General features: G+C 37.4%; 15 protein-coding genes. 3 read left to right on the top strand and 12 right to left on the bottom strand.

The genetic code is table 11. The features are described 5' to 3' along the window. Positions 1 to 195 precede the first annotated feature (195 nt). From secG to pheA, 3 genes are read right to left on the bottom strand one after another with little or no spacing between them, the layout of a single operon-like run. Positions 196 to 594: a preprotein translocase subunit SecG gene (gene secG, locus M5U24_RS02355; protein ID WP_099323777.1), complete on the bottom strand. Its 399-nt coding sequence runs from the start codon at positions 592 to 594 to the stop codon at positions 196 to 198. A gap of 39 nt (positions 595 to 633) precedes the next feature. Beyond that, a complete protein-coding gene (tpiA, locus tag M5U24_RS02350; RefSeq protein WP_230405671.1) occupies positions 634 to 1,419 on the bottom strand; it encodes a triose-phosphate isomerase in 786 nt (261 codons plus the stop codon). Positions 1,420 to 1,425: 6 nt separating this feature from the next. Beyond that, positions 1,426 to 2,505, bottom strand: coding sequence for a prephenate dehydratase (pheA, locus tag M5U24_RS02345; RefSeq protein ID WP_099323778.1), 1,080 nt, complete (start codon positions 2,503 to 2,505; stop codon positions 1,426 to 1,428). Between the two features lie 376 nt (positions 2,506 to 2,881). Here pheA and M5U24_RS02340 point away from each other — a divergent pair, with 376 nt between their 5' ends. Genes M5U24_RS02340 through M5U24_RS02330 form a run of 3 tightly spaced genes read left to right on the top strand, consistent with a single transcriptional unit; the run spans position 2,882 to position 4,404 of the window. Next, a complete protein-coding gene (locus M5U24_RS02340) occupies positions 2,882 to 3,415 on the top strand; it encodes an NYN domain-containing protein (protein ID WP_099323779.1) in 534 nt (177 codons plus the stop codon). Continuing rightward, on the top strand, positions 3,399 to 4,112 hold the full coding sequence (rnc, locus tag M5U24_RS02335) for a ribonuclease III (RefSeq protein WP_099323780.1): 714 nt from the start codon (positions 3,399 to 3,401) through the stop codon (positions 4,110 to 4,112). Before M5U24_RS02340 ends, rnc begins: the two co-directional genes overlap by 17 nt. A gap of 58 nt (positions 4,113 to 4,170) precedes the next feature. Beyond that, positions 4,171 to 4,404, top strand: coding sequence for a hypothetical protein (locus tag M5U24_RS02330; RefSeq protein ID WP_099323781.1), 234 nt, complete (start codon positions 4,171 to 4,173; stop codon positions 4,402 to 4,404). 155 nt (positions 4,405 to 4,559) lie between these two features. On the opposite strand, the gene M5U24_RS02325 is transcribed toward M5U24_RS02330, so the two are convergent. From M5U24_RS02325 to M5U24_RS02285, 9 genes are all read right to left on the bottom strand, one after another. Continuing rightward, a complete protein-coding gene (locus M5U24_RS02325; protein WP_099323782.1) occupies positions 4,560 to 5,075 on the bottom strand; it encodes a hypothetical protein in 516 nt (171 codons plus the stop codon). 8 nt (positions 5,076 to 5,083) lie between these two features. Beyond that, on the bottom strand, positions 5,084 to 5,731 hold the full coding sequence (locus M5U24_RS02320) for a cyclodeaminase/cyclohydrolase family protein (protein ID WP_099323783.1): 648 nt from the start codon (positions 5,729 to 5,731) through the stop codon (positions 5,084 to 5,086). A 6-nt stretch (positions 5,732 to 5,737) separates the two neighbouring features. Beyond that, complete coding sequence (locus M5U24_RS02315) at positions 5,738 to 6,682, bottom strand: L,D-transpeptidase family protein (protein ID WP_099323784.1); 945 nt, start codon at positions 6,680 to 6,682, stop codon at positions 5,738 to 5,740. 68 nt (positions 6,683 to 6,750) lie between these two features. After that, on the bottom strand, positions 6,751 to 7,443 hold the full coding sequence (locus M5U24_RS02310; protein WP_099323785.1) for an OmpA family protein: 693 nt from the start codon (positions 7,441 to 7,443) through the stop codon (positions 6,751 to 6,753). A gap of 34 nt (positions 7,444 to 7,477) precedes the next feature. Next, on the bottom strand, positions 7,478 to 8,188 hold the full coding sequence (locus M5U24_RS02305) for a flagellar motor protein MotB (RefSeq protein WP_164995135.1): 711 nt from the start codon (positions 8,186 to 8,188) through the stop codon (positions 7,478 to 7,480). A gap of 5 nt (positions 8,189 to 8,193) precedes the next feature. After that, positions 8,194 to 8,982, bottom strand: coding sequence for a MotA/TolQ/ExbB proton channel family protein (locus tag M5U24_RS02300; RefSeq protein ID WP_099323788.1), 789 nt, complete (start codon positions 8,980 to 8,982; stop codon positions 8,194 to 8,196). Positions 8,983 to 9,273: 291 nt separating this feature from the next. Next, the gene (locus tag M5U24_RS02295; protein WP_164995136.1) at positions 9,274 to 9,930 is read right to left on the bottom strand and encodes a metal-dependent transcriptional regulator; all 657 of its coding nucleotides are present in this window, start codon (positions 9,928 to 9,930) and stop codon (positions 9,274 to 9,276) included. Beyond that, the gene (locus M5U24_RS02290) at positions 9,917 to 10,336 is read right to left on the bottom strand and encodes a hypothetical protein (RefSeq protein ID WP_099323790.1); all 420 of its coding nucleotides are present in this window, start codon (positions 10,334 to 10,336) and stop codon (positions 9,917 to 9,919) included. The genes M5U24_RS02295 and M5U24_RS02290 overlap by 14 nt, the downstream gene beginning before the upstream one ends. Next, positions 10,336 to 12,681, bottom strand: a complete 2,346-nt coding sequence (locus M5U24_RS02285) for a ferrous iron transporter B (protein ID WP_099323791.1) — start codon at positions 12,679 to 12,681, stop codon at positions 10,336 to 10,338. The genes M5U24_RS02290 and M5U24_RS02285 overlap by 1 nt, the downstream gene beginning before the upstream one ends. Positions 12,682 to 12,858 lie beyond the last annotated feature (177 nt).

Genomic DNA, 12,858 nt, shown 5'->3' with positions numbered 1-12,858 from the left:
AATAAGGCTCCATATCTATACCTACGGACTCTCAGACTATCATTTCTTTGCATTTTTGTTTCATCACCATATTTAATAATTGTTTATTTAACATTGTTTTGCCTCACGGTAATCCATCTATTACATTGTCAAAGAGACTTTTAGGCACACCCTTAGCCCGGCATTTTCAACATTGTTCTCGCCTTCATACGTGCATTAATCATGATCACAATCTTCACTGTGTTCATGTTCCTGCGGTTCCTGCGGTTCCCGATGTTCATGTGTCATCATTGTTCCTAAATCTCCGGTAGGCGAAGAAAGTTTAAACAAGAAAATTGTTGCAACAATAAAGGCGGCGCCAATCAGATAGGTAACTTGCGTAAGAAACGAGCTTGTTCTTGTGCCAAAAGCGGACTGATCGCCCAAACCTCCAATAGCAGCCAACCCCCCTCCTTTTCCGGACTGCAATAATATTGCACCAATTAAAAATACGCATAAAATTGGCAATGTTATTTTCAATGCAACAATCCAATTTAAAAAAAAGAATGCATTCAGCGTGCCAAAGATAACAACAATAGCAAGCCCCCATTTAAACGCCTTTTCCGCCTTAATCATCTAACTCTCCTACCTATTCATAAAAATCACACTATCAAACTAAAAATCAACACCCTGTACAACTTCAATAATTGTTAAAAAAGATTCTAATTCAAGGCTGGCACCGCCAACCAAAAGACCGTCAATTTCCGGCTGATGTATCAATGCTTCAGTATTATCTGCTTTTACGCTCCCTCCATAGATAATACTCAACTTCTTTGCAATATCTTTACCATAGTCTTCAGATAAAATAGTCCTGATAAAGGAATGAACTTCGTTTGCCTGTTCAGGAGAAGCCGTTCTGCCAGTGCCAATCGCCCAAACCGGCTCATACGCAATGATAATGCATTTTATTAATTCAATGCCAACACCACGCAATCCATTTTTAAGCTGCCGAAGAACGATATCTTTTGTATTCCCGGCCTCTCGTTCTTCCAACGTCTCACCAATACAAAGTATTGGAACTAATTCAAAGGATATGGCTTTTTTGATTTTATCATTTATGAAGAAATCGTCTTCTCCAAAAATATGTCTTCTCTCTGAATGGCCAACAAGTACATGAGAACACCCGACTTCCTTTAACATTGGAGCGGCAATTTCACCTGTAAATGCCCCACTGGCTTCACTGTGCATATTTTGAGCCGAAACGCAAATCGTACTGCCCTCCAAAATGGCACAAATATCTTTGAGGAAAACGTAAGGCGGACAAATACCGCACATAATCCAGGTTTTCCCCGCTATAGCCGCTTTTAAAGACCTGGCATATTGAACCCCCTCTTTCAGGGATTTATTCATCTTCCAATTGCCCAGAATAATCGGTCTTTTTTTTTGGTTGTCTGAATTCAATGCCTCTTAATCTCCTTTTGGAAAAGAGCCGAGAATCTTAACATCAAAACATTTTTTTGATATCTCTTCAAGTGCTTTTTGAACATTCTGGTCTGATACATGTCCATCAAAATCCAAATAAAAGCAATATTCCCATGCCTTTTTTCGCGTAGGCAGTGATTCTATATTCGTGAGATTGATGCTGTACGATTTAAATGGGCCTAAGATTTCTACCAATGCCCCGGAACGATTTTTAACGTAACACATTATCGCTGTTTTGTCCTTTCCGCTGGGGCCGCTATATTCTTTGCCGAGGACAAAAAACCTTGTCGTATTGCTCGGGTCGTCTTCAATATTTTCAAAAAGAATCTTTAATCCATATTTGTGAGAAATCTCAGAGTTGCCAATCACGGCAAAACACCTGCCTTCCTCCGACTTTTGAGCACCTGCAACTATTCTTGCAGCCTCTGCGCTACTACTTACCTCAATAAGTTCAATGCAAGGAATGTTAACCGCCAACCAATTTTTACACTGTGTTAATATTTGTGGTTTCGAAAATACCTTTCTGATTTCTTCTTTTTTGCAATTTGCCATCAAATAATGATGGATTGGCAAAATTATTTCAGAACATACCTTTACATCATGTTTTACAAACATATTCAATGTTTCACGAATGCCACCTTCAATGGTATTCTCAACGGGAACAATGCCATAATCACATCTATTGCCGGCTACATCACTGAAAACACACTCTATGCCCCTTGCCGGGATGTACTCAACAGACGAACCAAATTTCTGTTTTGCGGCAAAATAACTAAACGTTCCTTCAGGGCCGAGATAAGAAACCCTAATAGCCTTCTCTAACACCAAAGAACCTGCCATTAATTCACGGTATATAGCTTTTAAGCATTCATTAGATAAAGGCCCCTTATTTTTTGATGTAATTCGTAGGTAAACTTCCTGCTCTCTATTAGGAACGTAAACCTGTGAACGATTTTGTTGTTTAATTTCTCCAATCTTTAAAACGAATTTTGCTCTTTCGTTGAGTAAATCTACAATCTTCTCATCAATTATGTCAATTTCGTTCCTTAAATCATCGATACTCATGTCTATTTTAACCAGTCAGCAAATAGTAATTATTTAAGGTTAGTCGTTGATAACAAAGCATTTATAGGTAAAATTTCAACTAAATTTATCACAATTCCTCAAGAGAGTCAATAAAATTAAGTCATTTGAAGTTTTTTTAATTGACTGTAGACGAAACATTGTTAAAATCATTAAAATAAAATTTATTTTTGCTCTAATATTTTGCATTTAGGCATGTTATGATGTAAAACGATAACGATGCCATCGTTCTTTTAAATACTATTTTTACGATTGATTTATTATTTTCCTACCTGAGCTTCAATATCATTATCTTACGTTTTTAAGTATTTGTATTATATGAATTTATATTAACCTGTTCAGAAAGGATTGTATACTTATGGCAGTAGGAAAAATAGGCAACTCTCCGCAAAGGATTGGGGTCTTCGTTGATGTTCAAAATATGTTTTATTCCGCAAAGGCGTTACATCAGTCTAAGATTGATTATAGTAAACTTTTATTAGAGATCGTTGGTGGTAGAAATTTAGTACGGGCAATAGCTTATATCGTACAGAAACCGGATGTGGACCAATCCAGTTTTACAGACGCTTTGTGCCGATTAGGGTATGAGATCAAAACGAAGGACCTGCGACTGAGGCCTGACGGCACCGCAAAAGGTGATTGGGACATGGGTATTGCAATTGATACAATTTCAATTGCATCCAAACTGGACACAGTTGTATTGGTTACTGGTGATGGGGATTTTGTACCACTGGTAGAGCTATTGAAATACCATGGTTGTAGGGTTGAAACTGTTTCTTTTCGACGTAGTACCGCCATAGAACTCATCAATGTTTCTACAAAATATACCGCTATAGAAGAATCTATGCTATTTAAGGAAAAAAAGTTTCAAAAAAATGATACTGCAAACTAACTCTCAAACAAACCCGGAAAAATTTATTGCATGCCAGAACATTATTGGCTATTCTTTTAAAAAAATGTTGTTACTAGAAAAGGCATTGACGCATACATCATGCCGGGTTGAGAATAATTTTTCAAACGAGCGGTTAGAATTCCTTGGCGATGCAGTATTAGGTATGATTATTTCCGACTATCTTTACAAAACAATGCCGCATTATAGCGAAGGAGAGTTGACAAATGTAAAGTCTGTTGTTGTAAGCCAATCAACATTGGCAAAAGTTGGCATGGAGGCCGGCTTAAAAGAATTTCTTTTAGTGGGAAGAGGATTAAACGACAGGGACCTTTTTCCGAAATCTTTGCTCGCAAATGTTTTTGAAGCTTTAATTGCAGCAATTTATATTGATGGAGGCATAGAAGCCGCCAGTGAGTTTACCTTAAGATATTTAAAAAAAGAAATAGATCTCGTATGTAAAAACCAGCACAAAAAAAATTACAAATCGATATTGCAACAATACAGTCAAAAAGAATATGGTATTACCCCAACTTACCGGTTATTGCAACAAATAGGGCCAGACCATGGCAAATCCTTCGAAATAGTGGTGTCAATTAAGGGGAGTGAATATGGCCGGGGATGGGGAAAAAGCAAAAAAGAAGCAGAACAATCTGCCGCGAAAGAAGCCTTGAAAATATTAACACCCGATTCAAATTAAATCTTCTGCGTGTAACTAAATGATTCTCTTTATTTTAAACAATTAACGGAGGTAATTTATGGTAAGGCAACTGAATAAAAAGAAAATAGTCGGTATCTGTCCGGTAGGTATAAAAAAAGCAGTATGTCCAAGTATTAAGAAGACCAGACAAATGCACACACAGTTAATGATTGCGCAAAGGCAAAAGAATCCAGATTCATCGCAAATTGAAAGCCTTAGAAATGCTTTAAGAAAAAGAAAGAGCATAGGCATTGCGGTCGAATGCGGTACCTGCATATATAATAAGCAATAATTTATTGGAAAATATTTTTTATCCGCAGATTCTGCAGATTAGCACTTAAAAAAAACTATTTTAATCTTCTCTTGATCTGCGTAATCTGTGGATTATTTATTTTCGTCCCACTTTGTGACCTTTAGGTCATGGATGTTTCATTAGAAATGCGAATATTACACATTATTTAAAATACCTTGTTCTGTATAAGGGTATTCGAGAAGATCTGACATTTCTCTCGTGAGTGATTCAATTTCTTCCTCACTCATATTTGGATTAAAAACATAATATTCTTTATCTTCTCTGGGATATTGAACAACAATACATTCCTTGTCTTCTTGCTTTTGCAGGTTTTTGAATTTAAATACCTTCTTTCGGATTAAATATAGCGCTAAAACATATCGTAAATTTTTTTTGTGCGCATTTTCGCTATCTTCTAATCTGCAAAATATATCCAGAATCAGGCCAATATTGACAAACTTTTTAATGGGCTTGCCCTGCTTCGGTATCCTCGTTTTCCAGAATGAAAAAAGATTTTCAAGCGCATCTCTTTTCCAACAGGTAGCGCAAAAATCTTTTCGTGTAAAATTTTCATCTTCATCAAAAAGGGCTGAATAATAGTCCTCTTCTTCTTCGAATTTTTTCTCACAAACACTGCATTTGGTATTCCCTTTATTTATTCTCCATTCCATAGCGCAATTTAGATAGCTTGTTCTTCTCTCCACAATTTTTTCTGTACGATTTTATAAATTTCATTAAAATAAATTTTGGCAGTTTTCTCTGCCTGATGCATCTCATTTTGTACCTTTTGAATCATTACCTGGTTGTCCAAATGCGAAAGATTAATATCAACATTTATCTTACCACATTGAAATCCTGCATCAGCAAGTATCGCAGCTACACCTACTTCTGATATGAGATTTGGATTGGTAATTTCCGCAAATTCTCTGGTCAATTTTAATACATAAAGACACGTCATTGCGGTTTTTAAGGGTACCATCGTCGCAAATATCTTTGCCCTTATAATGGATTCGAGTCTAAATTTCTTTTCATCACTTGTAATCTTTGGCATCCGTAATGTCTTGTCTACTTCATTATAAACATCAACATCTTCCTGTATTAATGCCGTTAACACTTCTCTGCTCTTTTCACATTCTTTCAGTAATTCCTTTAACCGTCCGGTATTTTGTTCAAATCCTTGTTTTCCAACAGTAAAATGAATCGACATTGAAGCCATTGCTGACGCCAACGCCCCAATTAATGCCGACGCACTCCCACCGCCAGGCGCCGGAATGCGGGCAGCCGAATCATTCAAATACTTTTCAATGGACTCATTTAAATACATCATGGCCTGTTATCTTTGTATGATAATCCCGGTATCCGTTGTAACAAAATCAAACACTTCTTCAACATCACTATTTTTCATTCGAATACACCCGTCTGAAGATGCGGTACCAATTGTTTCAGGCATCGTTGTACCATGAATCCCGAATCCGGCAAGATTTTCTTTTTCTTTAAAACCTATCCACCGTGTCCCTAATATGTTTTTCTCATCTCCGTAAGAATAAACACCGCCATAAGGCGAATACCATGTTGGATTCTTCATTTTGTTCTTGACCTCAAACGTTCCTTCCGGCGTTTTATCATTCTTACCGGTACCGATACGGTATTGTTTTACATAACGGTCGTTCAGCAGCACCGTCAGGGTAAATTCACTCTTACTAATCAATATCTTTGTTTTACCTTTTAGAATCTTGAGTTTTTCTCCAATATTCAGTCGTGAATCCGGTTTTTTATTTATTCTCATAATAAGTTCATAATTGGTATTAAATTGCTTTGCAATCTTCGAAAGCGTTTCCCCAGCCTGCACGGTATACAATACCGCATCTTCGGAAGGTTTGGTTGAAAATATCAATTCACTGTTCAATTTATCTAATAATTCTTTAATTTCATGCTGTTTTTCAGGGATTTTTTTATTTAAAAAAATTTCCGAAAGATGATTTCTCGCCTCATAATTTTTCCCCTCTTTTAAATATTCATCAATCATACCTATGTTAAACACACTCCTTTTTTCACTGAGTGGCGTCTTATTCTTTTTAATATTTTTTAGATCATCAGTGCTTATAATAATATCTTTTTTATACAATATGATATCATCTTTTCCTACCAGTAAAATGGATGTTCCGTGATCATTTGCGGCAAAGATGCTGGTATTGTTGCTAAATAAAAATAGGCCGCTGTTTACAGGAGCGAAAATAGACATAAATATCAATATTTTGTTTATTGTAATATTTTTCATACTATTAACAATCCCCCCGCATAAATAGCACCCAAGTAATTGAAACTCTTTCGATACATAGCAAGCCGTTATCTCAACTTTTTGATGATAATAGACACTCTGTCATTAAATCTGTCGCCGCCAGGGCTTTTAACAAAAGAATTATTGTTGCCATGTCCGACAGTTATTAGCCTTTTGTGAGAAATGTTCCCTTTTTCGTGCAAATAATCAGCAACAGCTCTCGCTCTATCAACCGATAGTTTCCAGCTTGTTTCATAATCCTTAGATGGTTTAAAGGCCACTCTCGTATGCCCCTCTACCATTAACAAAACAGGTCTGTCAGCAGTCAAATTAACCAGGTTATTTAAAGAATGCATGCCTTCCAGCGACAATGTTGCTCCATGCTCTTTAAAATAAATTACTGCAGCGGCAGGTATATGATCTGCTTCATTCTCCATTTTATCTACTTCCTTATCGCCTGTTTGCGCCGGAATATCATCCATATCATCATCGTAAAAGGTATATTTCATATCATGGATATTTTTACTCTCTTCAATACTACTGCTCTCCGGCAACAATCCCCCCATACCTAATGTTATAACATTTCTTTGAAACGATTTTTGAAATGCTTCAACCATTTTCTTGTTTTTCTCTTCAGTAAAAGTATTAATAATGATAAAAAAAGCCAGAAGCAACGTTGCCAATGCTGCATACGATAACAAAAACATGTCCGGCGGCTTTGCAGGAAAGAAACCCTTCTTTTTCTTTTTGCGAGAAGACATCTAAATGTATTTTCCAATAAAATTCACAAAAATATTAGCTCGCTTTTTTTAATACAACAATAGCAATTTTGTCTGTATCTCTTATTTCATCAATCCGTCTGCCGGAGATTGCAACCCTTGCCGGAGCAATCGTTTCAAATGATAATAAATAATCTGCAATACGCCCTGCCCTATCAATTATCAATTTCTTTTGTGCTGAAATTTTCTGCCATTCGACACCCCCAACACTCGTATCCACAATAATCTTTCCGCGCGTCATTCCCAAAACAGAACTCAGTTTTTTAAAAATATTATTTGCTTCCCATGTTAAAATTGACTCACCTTTTTCAAAACAAACATCTACTGGTATTTTTACAATATATCCTACCTTTATCTCTTCAATGTCAATATAATTGCTTAGTTCGGATTTCGTAACAAAATCGTTTAAATATTGATACCATTCTTTATCTTCAACAAATTTTTCCGTTTCCGTCAATTCCTGCATTCGCGTGGGCGGAAAATCAACTTCTTTAATATCAACAATGTCGGACTTTGCATCTTTGTCTAGAGGTTGTTTGCTGCCTTCCAATACATGAGTACCCCCAATACTAGCCTGAACCTGTTTCATGGCTTCTTTATATTTATCAACATTGATCGTAGAAAGGCTTATTAACATAACAAAAAATGTTACTAACAATGTCACCATATCGCCGTATGTTAGCAACCATCCTGGAGTTTCCGGGCCTTTCGGCGCTTCTTCTGACATTGTTTCTATTCCTTTTTATTTTCTTCAGACATTTTCATCGCATCCTTCGGCTGCAAAAACGCCTTCAATTTGTCTTCGGTAATCATGGGTGCATCACCTTTTTGTATTGAAACAACGCCTTCCAGTATGATTTCTTTCGACAAAAGTTCTTTGCTGCTTAACGTTTCTAATCTGCCACCAAGTGGTATAAAAATAAGATTTGACAAAATAACCCCATACAATGTAGTTATAAGCGCAACCGCCATACCGCCGCCAATTTTTGAGGGGTCATCGAGGTTTTTTAACATATTAACAAGGCCCAACAACGTTCCAATCATACCATAAGCAGGAGCCACCATTCCTGCAAAATCAAGAATACCCTTGCCAGATGTATGTCTTTGTCTTATTTTATCAATTTCAGTTCCGAGAATATCCCTTAAGGCATCCGAGTCCGAACCGTCCACCAGTAATCTTACCGACTTAACCAAAAATGGATCATTTATTTTTTCAACCTCTTTCTCGAGTCCCAAAAGACCTTCGCGACGACTGACTTTACAAAATTCAACCAACCGCTTGATTTCTTCCTCAATTGGCCCAAATTTAACAAATACCGTTTTCTTTGCTACGGCAATCGCTCCAATTACTGTCGGTATCGGAAATCGTACGATGGTCGCAGCCAACGTCCCACCAACTACAATCATTATGGAAGGTATGTTGATGTAAGCAATAACTGCCGCTCCACCTCCATCCATCACAATAGATACCAATATCAACGCAGCACCAATTATTATCCCTATTAGTGCACCAGGATCCATAATTTATTTTCTCCATGCAAAAAAATGATAACGTTTTAAAACAAATTTCGTGTTCATAAAATTTTTTCTCGAAATATTACCTTCTATTTAAAACTTACGCAAGTTCTTTTTATGTATATATTTGGATTTAAATTGCAGATATTTGCCGTGGATAATGTATCGGTTTTCTTATTCGCAGCGGTATGTCCAGATATGAAATAATATGCTTCTTCAACTGACGGGGGAAATTTTTATGTCAATTTAGTGGAACTTCTCAACTTTAGTCAAACAAATACAACCATGACCTCTTACTCAACCATGCCGCACATAGATATCGCGTGCAACAGTTGAATCGATTGCAATTTGTGTTTGGCCCATTTGTATCACATAGGTGGGGTATTTCTGGTGTAGGTGGATTTTTATCCCTGGCAATAATCCCATTGAAGAAAGCCTGTCCAGTCTACCGTTAAATTTCGTAACAATGTAAGAAATTTTAGCGTTTTTCCCAGGCTGTAATTCTGTAAGTGGAAATACTACAGGGCGTATTTCCTGATCAGTTTTCCTGCAGCAATCACCCGGAGGGATATTTTTCCCATGAGGACATGTTAATGGGTGACCCAAAAGCGTGCATATGCTTGTTGTTACCTCTTCGCTCAAAAAATGCTCAAAATCACACGCGCTGGAATCCATGGCTTCTTCTTTTACCTCTAAAACATCGTGCAATAATCTTTCCGCAAGTCTGTGCCTTCTGATGATTAATTTTGCTTCCACCTGACCCTTTTCCGTCAGAATAACTTTATTATCTTTTAACAAAATATATCCATTATTCACAAGTGTTTTCAGATATGCTTCAGCAAAAGAACTGCCTTCCTTCCTGATCAGCAATTCCTTCTCGGTTTCACCATGTTCTTCTTCAATTGTCCATATCAACTCCAGCAATTCTTCATGGCAAGACTCAATTATGTTCACGTTTTTTTTCTCCATACAGTTCCATTCTCAAACAATAGTTTGGTTTTGTTATTTTTATAAGAATTATCATGATGACAACCATAATACCGCCACCGATGAAATCATATTCCGAACGATATGTACGAAACACTATAATTTTTGAAAATACTTCTGAAAGAATTACTCCAAAAATAAAGCCGCCAATTAATGATATTATTTTATTTTTATTTATCCAGTTTCTGTTATCACGCAAGATAACAAGCTGTCCAGCCTTTACTTTATTTAGTCCGGCTACCTTTATGATATCTTTTGTTCCTGTTTTCTTGGGGCATGACGAACAGTTACTACACGCGCTTTGTGTATCAACAATACATACCTCTGCACACTCTTCCGAAAGAGAAACAATCCTGCCTATCATTTGTCCCATCAAAATAAACGCAAAACAATTCTTAACAAACCCCCAACGAGTATAGAATAGGGCAATATAAATGCAAACATTAAAAATGCGTTTTTCGCACCGCGCTCTTTGATCATAACAAAAAAATTTGCAATGCAGGGAATAAACAAGGTGATAACCACGAGGGAAACCAGTAACTGTTTTGGATCTATTACATGCCCCACCCCCTGTTCTTCCAACACTTTAAAAATACTAACCGCTCCATAATCTCTTCTTAAAAACCCTAAAATAAATCCGCGGGTCGTTTCAACCGGCAATCCTAAAAAATATCCGATTACTGGTTGCCCTATTTTCTCAACAAAAGATAACACTCCCAACTTTGTAGCAACAAATAAAACAAGCGTACCCAGTACAAACAAAGGTACGGCCTCTTTCATAAACCAGTTAACCCGATAAAATGTCTTTATGAATATATTGGATAATTTTGGCATGCGAAACGGAGGTATCTCCATTATAAAATCAGAGGGGGCGCCTGGCAGGATTATTGCTGATAAATAACCAACAAAAAAAAGCTGTGAGCAAATAATAAGAAAATATGCCGCAAAATATATCCCGGAAATACTACCGAGAACACTTGCAATCACCCCTAGCTGCGCGGAACAGGGTACCGCCAATGCTAACAACAGGGTGGCAATAATCCTTTCCTTTTTCGTATTTAAAATCCTGGTGGTCATCGTTGCCATCGTGTCACATCCCAAACCTAAAACCATTGGAAGCACGGCCTTTCCGTTTAATCCGATACGCTTAAATGTCTTGTCCACCATCACCCCCAGTCTGGGCAAATACCCGCTGTCTTCCATAATGCCAAATGCAAGAAAGAAAAACCCTACAATGGGGAAAACGATTGCAATCGCATAGGTAAGTCCTACCTGAATCAGCCCTGATTGCGCATTTAAAAATAATTCGTAAATCAAATTATCTTTACTCATTATTTTTTGTGCCAACAGTCCAATATAATAATTTATTCCCTCGAAATTGATGTGGGTAAAAGTATAAACCTTTTTAAGAAAAGGAATATACACACATAAATCAAAGCCATCCGAGGGCGTTTCCGCACTGCCAAATATCTTGTTTTCTAAAAAGTCCACACACACACCGGAACCAAACTCTCCCACCCATTTGTAAACTATCCACAAAATTATTATCAACAGGGGAAATGCAGCTATGGGATGCATGGTAATCCGCCCCAAAACTTCGGTAATTTTACTCCGTGTTTTAAATTCATTTTTATAAAGATACAACGTAAAATAAAGGGACATTATGCCGCCGGCAGAAAGTTCCAGCACGGTCTCAAGGACATCGGATACCTGCAACTTCATGGTAATTGCATACATGAGCAACGACATAAGTTTATATCCGATTAAAAAAGTCGTCAGGGGTACCAAAAAGAAGAAAAATACTCCCCTCATAAACGGCCGGGTTTCCGCCTCTTTTCCCGCTGCGGTTGTAACCTTTTCAATCAGACTGTCAACATAATGTGAGCGTTTAATGCTAATAACGTACCCTAACGGATTACTAAAATGTCTCTGCACGTCTTCACGTATTCCGGCAATTTCTTGCAACGAAACTTCCGGTAATTTTTCCTTTAATTTTCTTTCCAGCGATTCGTCATGCGATAACAACATAATCGCCAAAGCCCTGTCGTTCACCACCATTAGATTGTTAAGTATCTTGCCTACCCTTGAAATTCCTTCTTCAATATATCTGCCGTAATTAATCCGGATGTCCGGCACACTGGCAAGAGGCACCGAATGAAACAACTCTCTGAAACCTACCTTGTGTGTTGCAATAGTTTTCACTATAGGAATCTTCAAATAATCCTGCAAGGCATTGATATCAACATTCATCCCTCTGTCAAGGAGTTCATCCCACATATTAAGTACCAGCAAGACCGGCAACCCCATTTCAGCGATCTGGGTTGTTATCAATAAACCACGCCTCAGGTTTTTAGCATCGATAACCTGAACAATGCGCTTATCGTAATCTTCCAGCAAAATATCCCTTGCAACTGCCTCATCTTCAGAAAGCGGTATGAGACTATTCGCGCCCGGCGTATCTATCACTTCGATACCCCCTTCATACCCTTTATATACCCCACGCGATACTTCCACCGTGGTGCCCGGATAGTTTGATACTGTTACGTATTTACCCGTAAGTAACCCAAAAATAACACTCTTTCCGACATTCGGGTTTCCGACAAGTGCCAATTTGAAGGTACCTGCACTCTTAATATTCATATACGTATTACCCGTAACTGCTCTTTCATTTAATTTAACGTTTAGTACCTTATCAGTAATTTCTTTGCACACTTCCATTCGTCAGTGCGTGCTTTGTAGCAAAATATTTAATGGTGGAATCCGAATATTTAATTTTTTAATCTGTGCAATCTGTGGTTCCGCCTTTAGTATTTCGTGCATGTTTGGTTCTGGCTTGATTGATAATGAGTCTCAGCAAAAACAGTCTACTTCCTTTCCGGTTTAAGTCAAGTAATT

The organism is Candidatus Kuenenia sp., assembly GCF_027493735.1.
Lineage (GTDB): Bacteria > Planctomycetota > Brocadiia > Brocadiales > Brocadiaceae > Kuenenia > Kuenenia stuttgartiensis_A.
The sequence above is the reverse complement of the archived record's forward strand: the minus strand, read 5'-3'. Positions and strand labels throughout refer to the sequence as shown.

Bases quoted from the DNA above. Each gene is read 5' to 3' on its own strand.
- secG (WP_099323777.1), bottom strand. From the start codon at position 594: ATGATTAAGGCGGAAAAGGCGTTTAAATGGGGGCTTGCTATTGTTGTT.
- pheA (WP_099323778.1), bottom strand. From the start codon at position 2,505: ATGAGTATCGATGATTTAAGGAACGAAATTGACATAATTGATGAGAAG.
- M5U24_RS02340 (WP_099323779.1), top strand. From the start codon at position 2,882: ATGGCAGTAGGAAAAATAGGCAACTCTCCGCAAAGGATTGGGGTCTTC.
- rnc (WP_099323780.1), top strand. From the start codon at position 3,399: ATGATACTGCAAACTAACTCTCAAACAAACCCGGAAAAATTTATTGCA.
- M5U24_RS02330 (WP_099323781.1), top strand. From the start codon at position 4,171: ATGGTAAGGCAACTGAATAAAAAGAAAATAGTCGGTATCTGTCCGGTA.
- M5U24_RS02325 (WP_099323782.1), bottom strand. From the start codon at position 5,075: ATGGAATGGAGAATAAATAAAGGGAATACCAAATGCAGTGTTTGTGAG.
- M5U24_RS02320 (WP_099323783.1), bottom strand. From the start codon at position 5,731: ATGATGTATTTAAATGAGTCCATTGAAAAGTATTTGAATGATTCGGCT.
- M5U24_RS02315 (WP_099323784.1), bottom strand. From the start codon at position 6,682: ATGAAAAATATTACAATAAACAAAATATTGATATTTATGTCTATTTTC.
- M5U24_RS02310 (WP_099323785.1), bottom strand. From the start codon at position 7,443: ATGTCTTCTCGCAAAAAGAAAAAGAAGGGTTTCTTTCCTGCAAAGCCG.
- M5U24_RS02305 (WP_164995135.1), bottom strand. From the start codon at position 8,188: ATGTCAGAAGAAGCGCCGAAAGGCCCGGAAACTCCAGGATGGTTGCTA.
- M5U24_RS02300 (WP_099323788.1), bottom strand. From the start codon at position 8,982: ATGGATCCTGGTGCACTAATAGGGATAATAATTGGTGCTGCGTTGATA.
- M5U24_RS02290 (WP_099323790.1), bottom strand. From the start codon at position 10,336: ATGGGACAAATGATAGGCAGGATTGTTTCTCTTTCGGAAGAGTGTGCA.
- M5U24_RS02285 (WP_099323791.1), bottom strand. From the start codon at position 12,681: ATGGAAGTGTGCAAAGAAATTACTGATAAGGTACTAAACGTTAAATTA.